The organism is Paenibacillus sp. FSL R10-2778 (genome assembly GCF_038593035.1).
Taxonomy (GTDB): Bacteria; Bacillota; Bacilli; order Paenibacillales; family Paenibacillaceae; genus Paenibacillus_AQ; species Paenibacillus_AQ odorifer.
Genome location: NZ_CP151956.1, coordinates 5856950 through 5876908, shown reverse-complemented (window position 1 = coordinate 5876908; position 19959 = coordinate 5856950). Strand labels below are relative to the sequence as shown.

The window sequence follows — 19959 nt, the reverse complement described above, 5'->3', positions numbered from 1 at the left end:
CTTTTGCTATCAAAAGAAAAAGCACATGGATATCCATGCACTCTTTCGTTACAACATATGATGGGCATCTGCATTACGTTCCCTGTGCGTTGAAACTTACATTTATTGTTGAGGCGGCCCCTGCATTCGTTGATTGATAGGATAAGCGTGTATATTTCAGGAATCTGGCTGGAACTATCACATCGATAGAACCTGCTGCTAAAGGATTATCTCCTGTGGTATCGACGAAATAGTTTGTTCCGTCAGCACTGATTTCTACTCGTGTGTTGACTGGGTTAGCTCCAGTGTTATTGATGAAAAAGGAATAGGTACCCAATACGCTCGTAGTCACTGCTGGCAGTGGAGTATAGGCATTAGCAGTTGCAATACCCGTCGTCGTCTGTTCGATAAAGCTGCGTTGTGATATAGAGGTCACACTGCTGAGCGTACCAGCGGTAATGGTGGCTCCAAGCACGCTGGTAATGGTCCCGTTTAAGAGATTGGTTACTGTACCTGCGGAGGACAGAGTACCGGCTGTGATTGTGGCTCCAAGCACGCTGGTAATGGTCCCGTTTAAGAGATTGGTGACCGTACCTGCTGAGGACAAAGTACCCGCGGTGATTGTGGCTCCAAGCACGCTGGTAATGGTCCCGTTTAAGAGATTGGTTACTGTACCTGCGGATGAAAGGGTACCGGCTGTGATGGTAGCTCCAAGTACGCTAGTAATGGTCCCGTTAAGAATGTTGGTGACCGTACCTGCTGAGGACAAAGTACCGGCGGTGATGGTAGCTCCAAGTACGCTGGTAATGGTCCCGTTAAGAATGTTGGTGACCGTACCTGCTGAGGACAAAGTACCGGCGGTGATGGTAGCTCCAAGTACGCTGGTAATGGTCCCGTTAAGGATATTGGTGACCGTACCTGCTGAGGACAAAGTACCCGCGGTAATAGTTGCGCCTAGTACACTAGTAATGGTACCAGCCGTAATCGTAGCTCCGAGCACGCTAGTAATCGTGCCTTCGAGAATGTTAGTAATGGTACCTGCGGAAGACAAAGTACCCGCAGTGATGGTAGCTCCAAGTACGCTAGTAATGGTCCCGTTAAGAATGTTGGTGACCGTACCTGCTGAGGACAAAGTACCGGCGGTGATGGTAGCTCCAAGTACGCTGGTAATGGTCCCGTTAAGGATATTGGTGACCGTACCTGCGGAAGACAAGGTACCCGCTGTGATGGTAGCTCCGAGTACGCTGGTGATTGTCCCGTTAAGAATGTTAGTAACTGTTCCCGCTGAGGACAAAGTACCCGCAGTGATGGTAGCTCCGAGTATATTGGAAATCGTACCATCTAGGATAATTGTCGTTAGATTTCCGCCTGGATCTGTAGTGAGCGGATGATCAATCAGCGAGGCATCCCGGCCAAAAATAAGCGTTCGTAGATTATCGGGATTAGCTTGAAAAGAGCTGTAGTTAGGCAAAGTTCCTCGTCCCTCTCTTATAAAATTGTTAACTCATACCTATAGACTGGGCTTGGACGTATACATCAATTTTGCCTAAACCCGTTGACTGCTGCGTGGAGGCGGATATCCGAGTCCACTTTAAAAATCTGCTTGGCACTAGCACCTTCATTTCTTTTGCAGCCACGATCTCTTCTGAATCTATAAAAGAATCAAAACTGTTCGGACTAATCTCCAAGCGGACGCTAACAGGGTGGTCTCCTTGGTTCATAACTGCGTAAGAGATCATCGTTTTAGTTCCGCTTTTTTGCCAAGGCAGAGGTGAAATGGAGCTGGACACGGGGAATCCGATAAATTGATGCTCGGAAAATAAAGGACTGATCGTCACCTTACGGCGGTTTCTTCGACCCTTTGGAGGTGGAAATGATTGCGGATTTCTAGAACAATTCCCCTGTTTTTTTGAGTGTTTTATTTTGCTGCGCTTTTTTAGTTCCAGACCGTTATGGATTTCATTCACCTCCTACGGGTTTTCTGGAACCCTATCCATAAAAGGACCCTAACCGTCGTTTGAGCCCTGAGCATCAATAAACCGCAGTTCAATAAGCCGCGAACCGTTAGGGACAATCCTTAGCCATTCGAATGGTGATAATAATATATGGTGAAAAATAAGAGGTGATTGGGCTGTGAAAGCAAAAATACGCACATTCCCAAACAACCTGTTACTTAGAGCGGCATAAAATAAGATAAGCTCAAGTACGGGGAGGGTAGCGCATGCCAAACGATTCAGTCTTTAATCAGAGTAGCCAGCCACTCTTTACAGAACAAGTCAACACGTATGTTGCACCTGGTATAGATTCAGCTCCGGAGGGAGGAGCGGCTAAGGCGGGGCTATTGTTTGGAATCCCTTTTACTTCTACGGTAACGACTGCTGCACCGTTAGTTGTTCAGATTAGTAATCCGGCAGGCAGCGGACGTACATTGTATGTATCCCGTGTTGCAGCTAGCTCGGCAACAGCTGCTGTTACTTTGTCTCTGCTTCGGAACGCTACGGTCACCGGGACTACCGTTACACCGATAAATTTTAATTTTGGAAGTGCGTTAACCAGTGTGATGACGGCCAGAACCTCGACTGCTGCCCCTACGGGAGGTCCGGCCACTCTAGTATCTATATTACTGGCAGCGGGTCCCGTCATTGTTGATTTTACTGGACAAATCGTTGTTCCTCCCGGAAATTCCATAACCACGTCCATCACGATTGCATCGGGAACTTCAGCAGCGACAACATCTATCAGCTGGTGGGAATATTAGAAATGGGAGGGGATAATCATGCCTAATCAATATGTGTTTAACGACAATGATCAACCTCTTTTTGTGGATATGGTCAATACCTTCCAATCTCCGGATATCAGCGCGCCACCTGAAATAAGTGCTTCGAAGGCTGCGGTCTTGTATTCTACCAACACATCCGCGTCTAGTTTGGTCGTACTTAGTCTTATTTCTGCAATTACTTCTATTCGGATTAGTAATGCTGCTGGTAGCGGGAAAACCGTATATATCTCTCGTATTAGCGGCAGTATCGGCGGATCTTCTCTGCTATCGGCTATGTCTGGAAGCTTTACAATTGTAAAAGGAGGGACGTTAACCTCTCCTGCAACCTTGACACCAACCAATAATAATCTCGGAAGCGCGGCTACAAGTGCGATGACCGTTCAATCTTCAACAGCGGCAATTAGCGGGGGGACGACACTTTACAATTATCAATTAGCTCCAGGCGCTTTCTCACAGAACTTTACGGGCAGCATCATCGTTCCGCCGGGGACTGCTATTTGTGCTAACGTAACTTCATCTAGCTCGGCTGTAGGCTTAACGATTACTTCTGCACTTGGTCTTCTTTGGTGGGAGCAATAGAGTTTATATTTTTTTTTGAACCTATAACGGTGGTAAACCTTGACATCATTTGGTTAAGGTTTTACATAGAAGGTTGGAATGAATAGAAAATAAAGGGGATTGGCATTATACAATAAAGTTGGAATTCAGTTTGGAATGTGAAAAGAGGGACAATTATGGAAAGTTGTTTATTTATTCATGGCTTTACCGGAGGTGAGCATGAAATCTCTCCCTTGTCCCAGTTTATGGAGCAGCATAATTATCGTTCCAGAACATTTACCCTGAAGGGGCACGGGGGCAGCAGGAATGATCTACTGCATTCGGATCGACATGATTGGCAGCAAAGTGCTGAGGATGAATTAACAGAGCTGTTAAAGACAAATGACGGCGTTCATCTGATCGGTTTTTCAACCGGTGCTCTTATTGCTTCACATCTTTCCGTGCGCTATAAACCTTGGATTAAATCTCTCACTTTGTTGTCTACCCCTGTGTTTCCGCTGAATCCTGTAGAAATTATTAAGACTCTTGGGAGCTTTTCCATGCTAAAAACTTATATTAGTAAATTCAGTTCAACGCCTCCAAAAGCAACTCGAGAGTTCCAGCGATTGGTTCGTGAGAGCTTTTCTGTCTATCCGCATATTGAGACTCCAACCCTGATCGTGCAAGGAAAAAGAGATCATCTAGTGAAGACTAGAAGCGCCGATTACCTACGACATCATATGATCAAGGCAACCCAAAAACAGGTGCTGATGGTCAACAACAGTGGTCATATGGTGTGCCATTGTGAAGAGAAGGACCGAATTATGAATGAGGTCTTGCAGTTTATTCAGACGGCGGGACGCTGAACTCAAACAGTAAATATTCAACTCCAAGAGCTTCCTAAATAGGAGCTTTTTTTTTGTTGTGCATTTCAATTTTAAGGCTTGACAACGCGTCCGGTGTCATGGTAATTTTTAGTAGGGAAACCGGTTTCCCTAAAATTCGTTTGTTTCTATGCCAAAAACATCGCTGGAAAGGTCGTTTTTAATCCAAGAAGTAGGTTTTAGTGTGTTATGAATACGCTTTAATAAGAGAGGGAGATGCGCGCGATGAAACGTAAGTTATGGTACGTGCCCGTTCTGATTACATCTATTCTTCTTTCTACTGTGATTAATTTATTCGTCTTAGCGCCACAACAGGCAGATGCAGCCAGCATCGGTACGATTAACGAGAATGATACCATTTATCAGATTATGGTTGACCGGTTTAATGACGGGGACTCTTCCAACAATGCTACGGGAGCGGCAATTCGCTATGGCGAGAACTCTGAAGAAGATTTCCGTTATATGAAAGGCGGAGATTGGCAAGGAGTGATCGACAAGCTGTCTTATATTAAAAATATGGGCTACACCGCGATCTGGATTTCCCCAGTGGCGGAGCCGCAGATGACGAATCGGGAGAACAATGGCAGTGGTAAAAACACGGCGTATCACGGGTACAACGTTAAGGACCCTAACGCAGCCAATCCCTACTTCGGTACAAAGGAGAAGCTGAAGGAGTTAGTGGATTCCGCACATGCGGTTGGCATCAAGGTAGTTATAGACGTTGTGCCAAACCATATCGGGGATTATATGCTGGGTACCCAAGCCTACTATGATATCCCTAGTCTGCAGCCAGCAGCTCCTTTCAATAACCCGGCTTGGTATCACCATAACGGAGATATCAACTGGTCTTTGGCAGACGGAAGATACGATCAATGGGCACAGGATTACTTAGAAAATCATGATCTAGGCGGACTGGATGACATTGACTTCGATGTCCCTGCTGCTAAAAAGGCCATATTTGATTCGATTAAAGGCTGGTTTGACTATACAGGGGCAGATGGTGCGCGTGTAGACGCAGCCAAGCTGATGAAGCCGACTGATATTGGTGAATTGCAAAATTATCTGGGGGTTAATACCTTTGGCGAGAATTTTGACGGCAATGCTGAATTTGTCTCGCGCTGGGTCGGCAACAACAAGGAGTGGGGCATGCTTGATTTCCCAATGTTCTTCTCCGTTCTAAATAGCTTCGCATATGGGCAGTCTTTTGACTCCAATATTAAAAGCACCTTGGCACAGGATTCCTACTATAACGGAAATGCAAATCACATGGTTACCTTTATCGACAATCATGACCGCAATCGTTTTCTCACAGAAGCTGGAGGAAGCGTAGATAAGCTGCAGAACGCTTTGAGTTTTATTTTTACAGTGCGTGGAACACCCGTTGTCTTCCAAGGTACGGAACAGAACAAAGGCAATGGTAATGGGCAGATTATGACGGGAGGCATCGCCGATACCTGGAACCGCTGGTCAATGGTGAAACGGGATGCAAACGGCAATGTAATAGAGAATTATTTTAATGAGAATGCCAGCACCTACAAGCACGTAGCCAAACTTAATGAGATTCGGAAAAATAATCCGGCACTCCGTACAGGCACTCAACGTGAAATGTGGTCTGCACAGAACTTATATGCTTTTTCACGTCGTATTGACACTGGAACTAATCTGGGGCAGGAAGTTATCTCCGTATTCAGTAATAAATCCAGCGGCTCGCAGACCGTTACCATTCCACTGCGTGCAGAGAGCAGCTTGGCAGTCGGGACGGTTCTTTATAACCAGTTGAACACTTCGGATACGGTAACCGTACAATCGGGTGGAGCAACTGGCAAGCAGATCACTGTAACCGTGGGTGCAAATGCAGCCAAAATCTATGCCAAACAACAGCTTCCTACAGATACAGTTGCTCCAACTGTACCCACTAACGTGACCGCAACCGTTCAAAATGCATCCAGTGCTTTAGTAAGCTGGACCGCTTCCACCGACAATGTAGGTGTGACCGGATATGAAATTTATCGCAACGGCGTAAAAGTGGGTACATCCGCAACTACTTCATATACAGATAACGGATTATCTGCCAGTACTACGTATGACTATACGGTAAAAGCAATGGATGCAGCAGGCAATCTATCCCTCCTTAGCGCGATTGCTTCAGTGACAACACCAGCGGGGAACAGTGTCACTATTTACTATAAGCAGGGCTATGCCTCGCCTTATATTCATTATCGCCCTGCAGGCGGAACTTGGACGACATCACCGGGTGTGGCGATACCTGTCTCTGATGTAGCAGGCTACAACAAAATAACGATTAATATCGGCTCAGCCAGCCAGCTTGAAGCTTGCTTTAACAATGGCAGCGGCACTTGGGACAGTAATGGGGGCAGCAACTATTTATTTAGTACCGGCACCTGGACCTATACACCAACTGGCAATATTCAATCGGGTGGACCCGTGACGCCGACACCAACGGTAACGCCGACACCGACACCGACGGTAACACCAACGCCAACTCCGACGGTAACGCCGACACCGACACCAACCGTAACGCCAACACCGACGCCAACGGTAACGCCAACACCAACCGTAACGCCAACACCGACCGTAACGCCAACACCAACGGCAACACCTGTCGGTAGTACGGCAACGATCTATTATAAGAATGCGGCTTATAGCAGCTCTTATATCCATTATAAGCTCGATGGTTCAACGGTCTGGACGACGTCTCCAGGCGAGCAGCTTCAAGCTTCTGCTTTTACAGGATATAAGGCGGTTACGATTCAGTTGGACACGGCAGCTGGGCTGACCGCAGCCTTTAATAATGGCAGTGGCACATGGGATAACAATGGAGGCAATAACTATCATTTTGCTGCGGGCACCTGGAGTATGGTGAATGGCAACATCACCGCAGGAGAGCCACAAGCGGATAGTGTTACATTCCGAGCAACTGTTCCTGCGTCTACTCCTGTGAGTGGTCCCGTTTATCTCTCCGGTTCCTTCAATAGCTGGAATGCGGCAGATCCGAACTACCAACTGACGAAGGGCAGTGATGGTATTTACTCCATCACACTAAGTCTACCGGCGGGAACAGCAATTCAATACAAAGTTACACGAGGTGCTTGGACTAATGTGGAGGTGAATTCGAATGGATCGGATCTTTCCAATCGAACCCTTACGCCATCAGGCGGTGCACAAACCGTAAATCTGACGGTTCAGCGCTGGAAGGATCTATAAGCTTCATAATATCTACAGCTTAAACACAACAAGGAGCGGCTCCCGTATGGGGCCGCTCCTTGGTAAGCAGTATGAAGCTTTTTAATTGCAGAAAGTACAATTAAACTTTCTGTTTGAAGCTGGTAGAAAGATTTAACTGTATTTTGTGCAGTAGAATTCAGGAAAAAGGCTGTTTTTTACCGATTTTATGAGTTTTGACTGCACAAAGTGCAATTAAATCGAATGTTACCCATCCTATAAGGATTTGTATTGCACAAAATGCAATTAAATCCGATGTAGCCATTTTAGCTACTCAAATTCGATCAAGCTAAAGCAGTTACTCCAGACAATCAAACCGAAACAGCACTCAGCGCAATAATGTTCAGTCAGCTATACAAGCTCAATCAAGCTCAGTTACTCTAGACAATCAAGCCAAAACAGCACGCAGCGCAATAAAGTTCAGTCAGCTATACAAGCGCAACCAAGCTTCCCGCCTCTTCACTACGTTCCCGCCGGGAACTGCGATCTCATAGTTGACTCACGAGGAATGAGTTCTGGCTCGAGAAGCAAATGCCTAGAGGGTATGTTGTTATTACGAATGCGTTGCATCAGCAGCTCGCCTGAAGATACCCCCAGCTGGAAGGTGTCGATATTTAGCGAGGTTAGAGGAGGCGTAGTGTAACGGGACAGAGGATATTCATCAAATGCGGCAATGCCGAGCTGTGAGGGAACATGAATATCCAGTGATTTTGCAGCTTGAAGCACCCCGAAGGCAACATAGCTGTTCATGCATACTACGGAGTCTGGTCGATCTTCGCTCTGTAGAAGCTCAAGTGCAGCATGATAGCTCTCATGTTCATCAGCCTTACAATTGATAATCCATTGCTGCTGATCGGCAAGATCTGCTTGCTGCAATGCTTGCAAATATCCACTCAGACGATGGGTATAAATCTTTTCCTGCTGCTGCCCGCCTATGAAGGCTATTTTGGAGTACCCCTGCTTTATTAAATGTGAGGTCAGCATGCTGCCGCCTGCCTCATTATCGAAATCAACCCAGCTTCCGGGAGTCATAATTTCGCCGATGGAGATGTAGGGAAACTCCAAGCGGTTCAGTTCTTCGCAAAGCTCTTCCGTTAGTACGGAGTTATTCGCTATGATTCCGTCGACACGTTTGCTGAATACAAGTCTATTTAGAAAATGTCCTTCCGGACTACTATGCTGCACATTGGAAATAGTCAGCTCGTATTTTAAAGGCGCAATTACACTTTCTATTCCACCGATGATGTTGTAGAAAAATTGGTTTAGAAATTCACTTTCCTTGGACATATCGACCAGGAGACCAATATTACAGCTGCTTTGTCTGGCTAATCCGGTAGCGATACTACTTGGTGTATAGTTCATTTGCTTCATAATTTCGCGAACTTTGTGTTTCGTTTCCTGTGATATTTTTGGGGAATCGTTTAATACTTTGGATACGGTAGATTTAGCCACATTGGCTGCTTTGGCAATATCAGAAATGGTTACTTTCATTGTCTTCCCCTCATAATCCGGAACGGTATTTGTAACCATAATAACACAAATTTAGCAGTCTCTCTAATCACAATAAGTCTTATAGATTTAACGATAAAAGCATAAAAAGGAGTTTAGAAGTTATGCCTCATACATGGTTTTTATATCATACAAGTGAAGATCCGTTTGCCTATCCTATGGGTACGGGCATCTTGAAGCTCAGACTGTTCACGCAAGCTGGACAGCAATTATCCTGTACCGTCATCTACTCAGACCGTTATGATTCTCCGGGGCATGAAGTTCCCTTGCAGATGGAGCGGATTGGGTCGGCAGGTGTTTATGAGATACATGAAGCGGTCATTGAGACCCCTACTAAAAAATGCAGATATCTATTCCATGTAACTAATCCTGCGGGTGAATATGTCTGGTATGGAGAGAGAGGGGCGTCGGAGAACCGGGAACGTGCGGGTTCTTTTCAATATGCATATCTCCATCATTCTGAGGCGTTGAAGTTACCTTCATGGAGCATGGATGCAGTAACCTATCAAATCTATCCCAGCAGTTATAACGAAGGGACCTTACAAGGCATCTCTGACAAAATGCCCTACCTGCAACAGTTAGGAGTAAACGTTGTTTATATGACGCCTGTCTTTGAGTCTCCTTCAGAGCATAAATATAATACCTCCGATTACTATAAGGTTGATCCAGTATTTGGGGATACGGAAGGATTGAAGGCACTGGTCGGCCAGGCGCACAGACATGGAATCAAAGTGATTTTAGATGCTGTGTTTAATCATTCGGGAGACCGCTTTTTCGCGTTTAAGGATGTGTTGGCAAAAGGAGAGCAATCTCCGTATAAAGATTGGTTCTTCATTCATTCCTTTCCGGTTACGCAGACCCCTGTACCCAATTATGAAACGTTTGCCAAAGCTGAAGCGCATATGCCAAAGCTGAACATGGATAATCCGGATACGGCGAATTACATGATTGAGGTTGCGAAGTATTGGGTGCGCGAGACAGGGATTGACGGCTGGCGTCTGGATGTGGCCAATGAAGTTAATCCGCGTTTTTGGTCCCGGTTTCGGCAAGAACTCAAATCTGAATATCCTGAAATCCTGCTGATCGGTGAGATTATGCATGCTTCTGGGCCATGGCTTAGAGGGGATCAGTTCGATGGAGGAATGAATTATGTGCTTCGTGATGCAGTATTAGAATTTTTTGCGGAACAATCGACGGGGCCAGTTCGCTTTATGGAGCAATTGCTCCATCAGGAGGCGTTGTATAATGACCAGGCGAATTCGGCTATGTTTCAGTTGCTTGGCAGCCATGATACCCTGCGGTTTCTTACGGCGTGTAAAGAAGGTGGGCGTGGTTGGGACCGCTTGGGTACCGCTGTTGAACGTATGATGCTGGCTGTTTTTTTCCAGATAACCTATATCGGCATTCCAATGATCTATTACGGGGATGAGGTTGGGATGGAAGGGGCGACGGACCCCCACTGTAGAAAAGCTATGATATGGCAAGAACAAGCTCAGAATGCAGTGCTGCATAAGTGGTATCAACAGTTGATTTCTCTGAGAAAAAGTCATGAGGTTCTGCGCAAAGGTTCCTTCCGTCCTTGGTTTACTGATGAAGTTCGTAATGTGCTTGGTTACATACGAGGTGTGGAGCACGAAAAGATAGGGCTGATTATCAATAATTCTCCAAACCCTTACCAACTAGAGCTTAGCCCATATCGAGCTGATAAGAACGAATTAACTGATTTATTGTCTGGAGTAATTTTTAAAAATAATAATAAGCTTACGGTCAGCATTGAACCATTCGGCTGTTTGATGTTGTATTAAAAAAGAAAAGGCCCCTCTCTAAGGAAAGGGACCTTATTCTAATTTACGGCACTTTTTTTGCTTCTTTTGTTCTTTAAGTCTCTATATTCCTGATTCTCCCATTGTTTCAGCAACGGAAACGGATCAAAAGCCCATTCGGTAATTCCGCGATCGCGGTAAATGCCAAAATGTAGATGCGGAGGAAATTTCCCTTGTGTTCCGGGATTGCCGTAACCCGAGCTGCCTACCCAGCCAATAATTTCACCGGGGGTGACTATATCTCCGCGAGAAATGGTTTTGTTATATCCAGATAGATGAGCGTAATAATGGTAACGGTTCTCAATATCGCGAATCCCGATTCTCCAGCCGCCGTACCGGTTCCAGCCTTTTGTCTCCACTAAGCCAAAGCAGGTGCTTCGGACTGGCACTCCTTGAGGTGCAAATAAATCTGTTCCTTCATGGATACGTGCTCCACCCCAGCTTCTTCCAGTGCCCCAAGTGCTACGATAAGAATAAAGGTTACTTAAGGGAAGCGGGAAGGCATTGCCGGATAGGTCCAGCCGTCCAAAATGTTCATATAACTTCGCGAACTGGGTAATGCGCTGCGAGGCGCGGCCATTGTGATAATACTCCCAGACCCCGATACTGAAATCACTAGCGGATTGTCCATACTTCAATAAGTGTCTAGCCATACTATACAGAACGTCCGCATCATTCTCTGGATCAGCAATCCCGTCTCCTGAGCCATCACTGCCAAAACCATCAAAGAAGCTAATGGAGTTCGGGGAAGTATCCCCTTGATCCGGATTGAGTGGACCAGCCCATACCGGTGCCGGGATCTTTATGGCTGTAAGGCGCGTGGAGACAGGCTGCCCTGAGGCTCCCTTTTTGGCGAGCGTGCGTTCATATTGATCAATGGCTGCGAACCTAAACCACGGGATACCAGTAGCTGCGCTCATTTGCTCATAAAGCTGTCTTCGGCCAGACCATTGCGCTTCTTTGCTAGCACTAGCGGGATCCCCGCTGCTCATCACCGGTTGGATTGTAGGCCGCGCTACAGCTGCTGAAACGGGAAGGTTTAAACCACCCCAGAGGATAGCGGCCGCGGACAGGCATAACAGGGTTCTCCGGTCTTTAATATTCTTCAATAGGGCCAGCAAGATAACAGCCTCCTTTTGTCCGGGCATTAAATTGAATGTAGTTACTTCGGATGAAGCTTTTTTATAGATTGGTGCAAAATGCTACTTTTTATCCGTTCTTGTCTAAAGGTACCAGAAAAATCTCGCTGGAAATTCCAGATGATACACCCTGCATATTTCACAAAAACAGGCAATTGTAAATCGCACATGTTATAATATGAGGCAGCAACTTTCATCTGCAGCATCACATTCAGGAGGAAGCGGGGTTTATCATTTTGTCTAATAAAACAGCAAAGCAACCTAAACCGGATTGGATTAAGATTAAGCTAACTACCGGTGACAACTATCAGGAAATCAAAAGCATGATGCGTTCCAAAACTTTACATACCGTATGTGAAGAAGCTAGGTGTCCGAATATTTATGAATGCTGGGCAAACCGTACGGCTACCTTCATGATTTTAGGTGATATTTGTACACGCGCATGCCGTTTTTGTGCAGTGAATACAGGGATGCCTACAGAACTGGACCTGCAGGAGCCTGAACGTGTAGCTGAAGCTGCAGAGAAAATGAATCTTCGTCACTGTGTGGTGACTAGTGTGGCCCGCGATGATCTTGCGGATGGTGGCGCTCAGATTTTTGCTGAGACGGTAGCGGCGATTCGTAAACGCCTTCCGTTATGTAGTGTTGAAGTGCTTATTCCAGACTTTTTAGGAGACCGGAATAGTCTTGAGATTGTCATGAACAGTAATCCAGACATTCTTAATCATAATATTGAGACCGTGGAACGGATGTCAGATCGTGTACGGGCTAAAGCGAAGTACCCTCGTTCCTTGGAATTGCTGCGTAGAGCCAAGGAAATGAAACCCAATATTCCAACCAAATCGAGCATCATGCTTGGTGTCGGTGAAGAGTGGAATGAGATTTTACAAGCAATGGATGATTTGCGAGCCGTAAATTGTGATATATTGACTTTAGGACAATATTTGCAACCCACTCCAAAACACTTAAATGTGGAGAAATATTATCCACCGGAGGAATTTGCACTGTTGAAGGAAGAGGGAATGAAGCGTGGCTTCAGCCATGTGGAATCAGGCCCGCTAGTTCGCAGCTCTTATCATGCGCATGAGCAGGTGAAGTCTGCAGCTCAAGCTCGCGAGGAGCGTGCGGTTTCTTCTAGCTAATTATTGCTTTTCTGTGGTTTAATTCACGGAGAATGTTAGTAAGAGGAGGCAGAAGCGACAGCGTTCTGATATCTCTGCTCTTAGGTTACCCATAAAAATCGTTGATTTGCGTCATCGGAGGGGAATATTGGTGCTGTAGGAGCGGTTCTAGAACAGCGATCGAAAGCCCAATATTCCACATAGATGGCGGCATAATCAACGCCACGATACCCAAAGAAAGGCAGGCGACAAAAGGTTTGATCGTAATAGGCGGAAAAGGCTATGAACTTATGTTGGATCATAAGGATGGTTGGAATCCGGAGGCGTTTCGCGGGAGATATAGCGAGGTGCTGGAAAGATACGACTATATTATCGGTGACTGGGGTTACAGTCAGTTGCGTTTGAAAGGTTTTTACCGGGACAACCATCCTAAGGTGAATCGGGATACAGCGATTTCGGGTATGGTTGATTATATTAATGAATACTGCAATTTTGGCTGCGCTTATTTTGTGCTGCATAAATTGAAAGAGGTACCACAGGAAGGCATGTTCAAGGATATTTTAATCAAAGAAATACCAGAGCCGAGTGATGAAGAGGCCTTGGAGCAAGAATCGGAAGCTAGTGATGAAGCGGCTGCAGATAAAGAGTTCTCTGTTAAAGAAACATCCTCTAAGCAAGGCTCGAATCACTCATTGGCATTTAAAGAGATGACTTCTTCTAAGGACAATATGGCGAAGGATAGACCTGTGAGAGAACATCAGAGCCGAAATCACCGGGGCAAGGATTCACAGGGCAAGAAATCCAAAAAGGATTTCCAAGGCAGACCGCCACAAGGTCAGTCTCAGAAGCCCCAAAACACACCAAAACCTCAAAGCGCTCAAAACAACCAAAACAACCAGAACAATCAAAACATAGAAAATTCACAACCTTAATGATGAAAGCTGAACCATAAGTAGAGTCCTTCTACGAATGAGCCAGCTTTTTTTCTTATAAAAAATAGCAGAGCAGCGTTTCTCCCGTTACTTGGAGATCGCTGCTCTGCTGTTGCTGTGCCGCTCGGTGTTGCTGTGTTGCTGTGCTGTTCAGTGTTACTGTGCTGTTCAGTGTTGCTGTGTTGCTCGGTGTTGCTGTGTTGCTGTGTTGCTCGGTGTTGCTGTGTTGCTGTGCTGTTCAGTGTTGCTGTGTTGCTCAGTGTTGCTCGGTGTTGCTGTGCTGCTCGGTGTTGCTGTGTGGCTCAGTGTTGCGGTGTTGCTCAGTGTTGCTGTGTGGCTCGGTGTTGCTGTGCTGCTCGGTGTTGCTGTGCCGCTCGGTGTTGCTGTGCCGCTCGGTGTTGCTGTGCCGCTCGGTGTTGCTGTGCTACTGTGTGTTGCTCTGCTGCTCTTTGCTGTTAGTCGTTGGCTGCTTGACCCAGCAGTTTCATCATCCCCTAAGGCTTAAGGACCCAGATGCCGTTATTTGCGAATTTTCAGCCTTTTGAGCGGTGTTTCGGACTCCAATGATGCTATTCGTTAGAAAGAGGCGTAATTATGGTGTTTTTCATACCAATAGCGACTATGGAGTCCGATAGCATAACAAATATGGATTAATATTGCGTTTAGGGTCATCCATGTCCGATAGGTGCTACAGATGTTTCGTAGGTGCAAATATTATCAAACTAAACAAAAAACAGGAGTTGTCCCAACGGCCATTTCATGGCTTATGTGACAACTCCTGTTTTTACTCATTGGTGCTTGATTCAGCAGCTTAATGATTAGTGAGATTAAGGATCTATTTTACAGATAATTTCAATTGTTTCTGTGTTGCATTGTAACTCCATACAAGCGCAGGGAACTTCTTCTTAAAGGCATTTAATTCAATGAAGGTCTCGCCGTTCTGAGAAAGCGCCTCTTTGGAGGACAATGTAAAGCCGGTCGCTTTACCTGCCCCGTTCGTTACGATGACTTTTTTGTTCTTGGCATCCCATGTGATGTCGCCTTCGATCAGTGCACCTAATACGAGCGAAGAAGCATAAGTCTTATCTCCTTGCTTTATTAGACCCACATTACCAGCAAAGGCAACCCCGTTGACGTTCAAGATATGATGATCACCGGAAACCTCAATGCTTTTCATTCCTGCAATCTGAAGAGCGGTAATCAGCTGTGCAGTTTTGCCTTTAACCTCAATATCCGGTGCAAGGCCGATGTGATTAAAGTCTTCTTTATTTGGAGTTAGGTATTTCTGCGTAGTCAGCTTCAGCATGTCTCCATTAGACATTGGAAGCAGGCTCTGAATACGTGCTTTGCCGAAAGAACGAGTGCCTACGACGGTAGCGAGCTTATTATCACGTAATGCGCCTGTAAGCGCCTCAGAAGCGCTGGCAGTGTACTCATTCGTTAGAATAACGACGGGTACGCCTATTTTGCTGCCGCTGGTAATCGTTACTGGAGTAAGTGCTCCGGTTTGATCAGAGGTATACATCATAATGCCTTTATCCATAAAATTGGAGGTAATGTTGTATGCCGAATCCATATAGCCGCCTAAGTTGTCACGCAAATCAAGCACCATCGATTTCATACCTGCTGCGCGCATCTTTTTCAGCATGGCGGCAAATTCTTCATCGGAATTCTGTGTGAAACCGCTCAGTGTGATGTAGGCTATCTTCTGTCCAACAATGGTTCCGGTAACGGAAGTTGAGCTGATTTCATTCCGGGTTACACGAAATGATTTAGACACTCCATTCCGGAGCACCTGCAGAGTGACCTTGGTGCCTGCGGCTCCGCTTAACTCGTCACCTTCAGTCTCTTCAACGGGGATTCCGTTAATTTTGACTATCGTATCGCCGCGTTTCAGACCTGCTCGTTCTGCAGGCGAACCGGGTGTTATGTCTTCGATGTAGAGCTCTGTTGCGGTATATTGCAATCTAACACCAATACCAACGTATTCCAGATCAACATCATGTTCAAATTGTGCCGCTTCCTCGGTATTGAAGTATTGGCTATAGGGATCATCCAGGGTGTTCACCATGCCGTCAATGGCTCCACGAATCAAGGTATCCTTATCTACACCGGAGAGGTTATAGTTCTCCAGAATATTCATGACTTCATTGATAAGATCACGGTTATCTGTAGATGCCTGAGCGGCATCGGCAGCAGACACCACTGGAGCAAAAGTTAGGGATAAAGCCAGACAGCTGCCTAGAAGTGCACTTATTACTTTATTAAATTTCATGGAATCATACGCCCTTTTTATATAATTTATAAGATAAGAAAGTATACACTGCACGAATTAACTTTCTGTGACGTATGGTTGTTAGGATTTCACAAGTTTATAGTAAACGCTGTAGGTGTTATCAGTAGTCCATACCCCGTTATCCGACTTGGATAAAATGAAGATCGTGCCTTGCTCAAAAGTTTCCTCTTCACTGGCATCCTTCTCTTTGCTTTCTACATAAATAGCGGCTTCTTTGGCGCTAAAATAGTAGATATTCGAAACGCTTGGAGTATAAGTGACGTCATATGAAGTAAAGAAATCTTCCAGATCTTCCTTAAGGGAGGTATCATATTCTTCTCCGTATGAAGTCATGGTGGAGAGAACAGCAGCCGAATTTTGTTCATTCATAGCTTGATAATATTTGGTGATATTACCTTTGATGGCATCCGCATCATTTTGAGGAATGTTAGCTGCTGTTTTTAGAGCTTGTTCATGAGTCAGCAGTATCACGGAGCTTTGGGATTCCACAGAGGATATTTTCCAGCTTCCATTCTTGCGGACAAGTGTATACATGTATTCGTCCTCTGTATCTGGCGTATAGGCCCCACCTGTCCGGCGAGAGCTTTCCAGTGTATATACAGTAGCATCATTGCCTGAAATATCAATGATTTCCAAACTCTCAATAGTATTTTTTATATCAAAAATCTCAAAGGATGCATTAAGATCCGCCACCGACTCCGCATTAGAGGATTCTGAATCCATAAGGGAATAGAAGCTAATTGCTTTTTCTTCATTGAAATATTTATTAGACAAACGGATTAATGCTGTAATCGCTGCTTCGTCCTTATCTTTGGATACTGGGGTGGTAATTTGCACGCTTCTGCTGGTTGAATTCCAGACGGCTGTGCCTCCGGTTGCCTCTGCGATAAAACGTAAAGGAATGTATGTAGTGCCAGCTGAGGAGACTGGTGCGGTGGTCAGTTTTTTCACGGTTCCGTTAACGGTTGCGCGGTTGCTGCCAATTTTCAGGCTGATCGCCAGATTTGAACTTTTACCTGTTACTGTTCCAGTCTTGGCATCCCAAAGCACCTGGAGTCCAAGCTTTTCGAAGATGACCCGGAAAGGGACAAGTACAGAATTGTTCGCTAAGTATGGGGTTCCTGCGGTAAAGGAAACCTTACTGCCGTTGATATAAACATCAATCGGTTTTGAAGCAGCAAAAGCCGGGACCGCCAGTATCAGGGCCAGAAGACTTATGCTCAAGAGGGATAATAATTTTTTCAACAGTACTCTCTCCTTTTATGTAACTCTTTGTAAAATAGCCTCATTATACCATTTGATTTCTCTCTATGTCTATCAATTGGTGTTAGTTTTGTCACACCAAAAATAGCCGGAGATATTGAAATCTCCAGCTTTTTGATCCCCTGATTTCAGACTAAGAAAGCTTCACGGACACGGTTCCAGAACGGAAACGGACGATACCTTGCAAAGCTGACTTTTTTGTCTGAAACTTGACAGCGTACTGAAATCAGATCATCAACAGGAATGTTGTTATGATCTACGGTGAGCAGCAAGCGCTGGTCTTTACATGAAAAAATGTCACAATGATGATGCTTCGGCAGTAGTAGCGGAGAGCCCATTGTCCGGAATACACGGTTGTTAATAGACGCGATTTCGGCAATCTGCAGCGCTTCTATTGAAGGGTGAACCATAGCGCCCCCAAGGCTTTTGTTATAAGCGGTGCTGCCAGAGGGAGTTGAAATACAAAGTCCATCGCCCCGGAACATTTCGAAGGTGACATCATTGATGTCGATTTGGATCATTATAGTTCCATCCACCCCTTTAAGGGTAAATTCGTTGAGGGCAATGTGAGACGAAGATCCCGATTTTTTGTGAATCTCCAGCTCTATTAATGGATATTTCACAATGCGCGGTTTCTGCGGCTCAGTATCACCGGTTCCGCACATATAATCGATTAAGGTGGGCAGCTCTTCTGCTTGCCAGTCCGCATAGAAGCCGAGGTGTCCTGTGTGCACACCTACAAAGGCTAAGTTGGGAATCTGATCGATAAAGGTATGAAAAGCGTGCAGCATTGTGCCGTCTCCACCTATCGAGATGACGATTTCCGGAGACTCGGCATCCAGTTGCAAATCCCGCTCCGCCGCCAGCTTGTGAAATTGCTCGGCAAGTTTGATTGACAGCTCATCACCGCGGTCCAGAACATAATATCTCAAGATGTACAAGCTCCTTTATATAATTCCGTCATACACCGATCATAATCAATCTTGCCCCGGAACACAATATGTAATCAACTTCGGCGCATCAATCGGAGCATTGCCATAAAGACAGGAATAAGCAGTGACACTAGAAGAGCAGCGGCCAGTATAAGACTCAGTAGAGCTAGGCTGGCAGTGACACCAGAGGCTGAAGGTGTAAAGGCGGTGGAGGCTGGCAGAGAGACCCAGGCAGAAGACAATCCTGATCCCATCACAGGCTTCCATAGCAGCACCACGAGACCTGCTGCGAGTACGGCATGTATTAGTCTCGCTGTTAAGAACGGCAGATAACGCAGCCCGGTACCGTTCAAAATACTGGCGACTTGGGCATGTACAGATAATCCGCCCCAAGAGAGAATAAAGGCAGCTGCTGCGACCTTGAATTGAAGCGGGATGGAAGAAGCGGCTTCACCAGCAGAACGAGCACCTATGGTGACCTCGAATAATCCGCTGATCAAGGCCTGAGCTAATTCGGGAGGCCCTCCAACAAGGGAGACGAGAGATCCGGCCAGGCTAAATAGTGAGGGCAGGATTCCGGCACGGGCAAGCAGCTCCATTAGCACGTTGAAGAATACAACCAGACCCCCTACGACAATAATAAGCTGTAGCGAGGATTGGATCGCTCCTTTTAACAGCTCCCCGAAGCTACGTCCATCCTTGCGCCGGGCTTCGGACATCGCAAGGAGTGCGGCATGTATTCTGCCGAATCCTTGTTTTGCTGGAGCAGTGGGGACGTCAGAACTACTTTTTGTTGGGTCTTGGGTGGGAGTCTTTTGTTCCTTACGTCCATGAAATGACATTAGGAGACCAACCATTAAGCCACTTCCGTAGTGGGCTAGTGCCAATATTAGCCCCAAAGAAGCATCGCGAAAGAACCCAACGGATACCGCCCCTAATAGAAAAATAGGATCGGAGGAGGTTGTAAATGCTACAAGGCGTTCACCTTCGATTCTGCTGATCAGCTTCTGCTCCCGCAGCTTAGCGGTTAATTTGGCTCCAACGGGATATCCTGATACATATCCCATGGCCGCGACAAAACCACCGCTGCCTGGTATACCGAAGAGGGGACGCATCAGTGGATCAAGTAAAGCGCCGAAGAGATGGACAATGCCTAAGCCTAGCATGATTTCAGAAATGACGAAGAAGGGAAACAGTGAAGGGAAGAGCACGTCCCACCAGATGGCCAGGCCACGTAAGGCTGCGGCAAGAGATGCTTCAGGATGAAGTAACATAAGCAGCATACAACCTGCCAATATGAATCCCAGCAGCGGGCCGCCAATCTTTTTAAAAGTCATAATTAACGCCTCCTGGTCTATGGTTAGATGTATGCAAAAAGAGGGACAAACAGCACAAAAAAATGGAGAAAGCGGTTACAATTATCTGTGCTTTTTCGCAGGAATTATGATATTATGTAATAAATAAATGCACCCTCTGTTACACGATTAAATGGGATGGAGTGATGGCGATGAGCGTTATAGCC

Annotated in this window: 16 protein-coding genes; 8 read left to right on the top strand and 8 right to left on the bottom strand. The window is 45.9% G+C overall.

Features of this window, described 5'->3' with window-relative positions; all coding sequences use genetic code 11:
- Positions 1-73: 73 nt before the first annotated feature.
- Together NST40_RS26360 and NST40_RS26355 are read right to left on the bottom strand one after the other, a co-directional pair.
- The gene (locus NST40_RS26360) at positions 74-1450 is read right to left on the bottom strand and encodes a DUF6385 domain-containing protein (RefSeq protein WP_342410139.1); all 1377 of its coding nucleotides are present in this window, start codon (positions 1448-1450) and stop codon (positions 74-76) included.
- 28 nt (positions 1451-1478) lie between these two features.
- Positions 1479-1817 carry a DUF6385 domain-containing protein gene (locus NST40_RS26355; RefSeq protein ID WP_076128014.1) on the bottom strand — a complete coding sequence of 113 codons (339 nt, stop codon included), beginning with the start codon at positions 1815-1817 and terminating at the stop codon, positions 1479-1481.
- A gap of 383 nt (positions 1818-2200) precedes the next feature.
- On the opposite strand from NST40_RS26355, the gene NST40_RS26350 reads away from it, so the two are divergent.
- The 4 genes from NST40_RS26350 (at position 2201) to NST40_RS26335 (ending at position 7404) form a co-directional block, all read left to right on the top strand.
- Entirely contained in the window at positions 2201-2737 is a 537-nt protein-coding gene (locus NST40_RS26350; RefSeq protein ID WP_076220368.1) for a hypothetical protein, read from the top strand.
- An 18-nt stretch (positions 2738-2755) separates the two neighbouring features.
- On the top strand, positions 2756-3337 hold the full coding sequence (locus tag NST40_RS26345; protein WP_036685335.1) for a hypothetical protein: 582 nt from the start codon (positions 2756-2758) through the stop codon (positions 3335-3337).
- Between the two features lie 155 nt (positions 3338-3492).
- Positions 3493-4161 (top strand): alpha/beta fold hydrolase, encoded by a 669-nt coding sequence (locus tag NST40_RS26340; protein ID WP_076220367.1) that lies wholly within the window; start codon positions 3493-3495, stop codon positions 4159-4161.
- A 243-nt stretch (positions 4162-4404) separates the two neighbouring features.
- Positions 4405-7404, top strand: a complete 3000-nt coding sequence (locus tag NST40_RS26335) for an alpha-amylase family glycosyl hydrolase (protein ID WP_076277549.1) — start codon at positions 4405-4407, stop codon at positions 7402-7404.
- Between the two features lie 480 nt (positions 7405-7884).
- Here NST40_RS26335 and NST40_RS26330 read toward each other — a convergent pair whose 3' ends face one another.
- The gene (locus tag NST40_RS26330) at positions 7885-8913 is read right to left on the bottom strand and encodes a LacI family DNA-binding transcriptional regulator (RefSeq protein ID WP_076128009.1); all 1029 of its coding nucleotides are present in this window, start codon (positions 8911-8913) and stop codon (positions 7885-7887) included.
- 122 nt (positions 8914-9035) lie between these two features.
- Between NST40_RS26330 and NST40_RS26325 the strand changes: the two genes are divergently transcribed.
- A complete protein-coding gene (locus tag NST40_RS26325) occupies positions 9036-10736 on the top strand; it encodes a glycoside hydrolase family 13 protein (RefSeq protein ID WP_342410138.1) in 1701 nt (566 codons plus the stop codon).
- Positions 10737-10774: 38 nt separating this feature from the next.
- Here the strand turns inward: NST40_RS26325 and NST40_RS26320 are convergent, their stop codons facing one another.
- Positions 10775-11875 (bottom strand): M23 family metallopeptidase, encoded by a 1101-nt coding sequence (locus tag NST40_RS26320; protein ID WP_341003800.1) that lies wholly within the window; start codon positions 11873-11875, stop codon positions 10775-10777.
- Between the two features lie 254 nt (positions 11876-12129).
- Here NST40_RS26320 and lipA point away from each other — a divergent pair, with 254 nt between their 5' ends.
- The 3 genes from lipA (at position 12130) to NST40_RS26305 (ending at position 14451) form a co-directional block, all read left to right on the top strand.
- On the top strand, positions 12130-13035 hold the full coding sequence (gene lipA, locus NST40_RS26315) for a lipoyl synthase (RefSeq protein ID WP_036685320.1): 906 nt from the start codon (positions 12130-12132) through the stop codon (positions 13033-13035).
- Positions 13036-13271: 236 nt separating this feature from the next.
- Complete coding sequence (locus tag NST40_RS26310; RefSeq protein WP_341003797.1) at positions 13272-13946, top strand: YutD family protein; 675 nt, start codon at positions 13272-13274, stop codon at positions 13944-13946.
- A gap of 259 nt (positions 13947-14205) precedes the next feature.
- On the top strand, positions 14206-14451 hold the full coding sequence (locus tag NST40_RS26305; protein ID WP_342410137.1) for a hypothetical protein: 246 nt from the start codon (positions 14206-14208) through the stop codon (positions 14449-14451).
- A 330-nt stretch (positions 14452-14781) separates the two neighbouring features.
- Here NST40_RS26305 and NST40_RS26300 read toward each other — a convergent pair whose 3' ends face one another.
- From NST40_RS26300 to ylbJ, 4 genes are all read right to left on the bottom strand, one after another.
- Positions 14782-16221 (bottom strand): S41 family peptidase, encoded by a 1440-nt coding sequence (locus NST40_RS26300; RefSeq protein WP_076277552.1) that lies wholly within the window; start codon positions 16219-16221, stop codon positions 14782-14784.
- Between the two features lie 81 nt (positions 16222-16302).
- Complete coding sequence (locus tag NST40_RS26295) at positions 16303-17487, bottom strand: copper amine oxidase N-terminal domain-containing protein (protein ID WP_076277553.1); 1185 nt, start codon at positions 17485-17487, stop codon at positions 16303-16305.
- Positions 17488-17633: 146 nt separating this feature from the next.
- Entirely contained in the window at positions 17634-18437 is an 804-nt protein-coding gene (locus NST40_RS26290) for an NAD kinase (protein WP_076184770.1), read from the bottom strand.
- Between the two features lie 74 nt (positions 18438-18511).
- On the bottom strand, positions 18512-19774 hold the full coding sequence (gene ylbJ / locus NST40_RS26285; protein ID WP_076277554.1) for a sporulation integral membrane protein YlbJ: 1263 nt from the start codon (positions 19772-19774) through the stop codon (positions 18512-18514).
- Positions 19775-19959 lie beyond the last annotated feature (185 nt).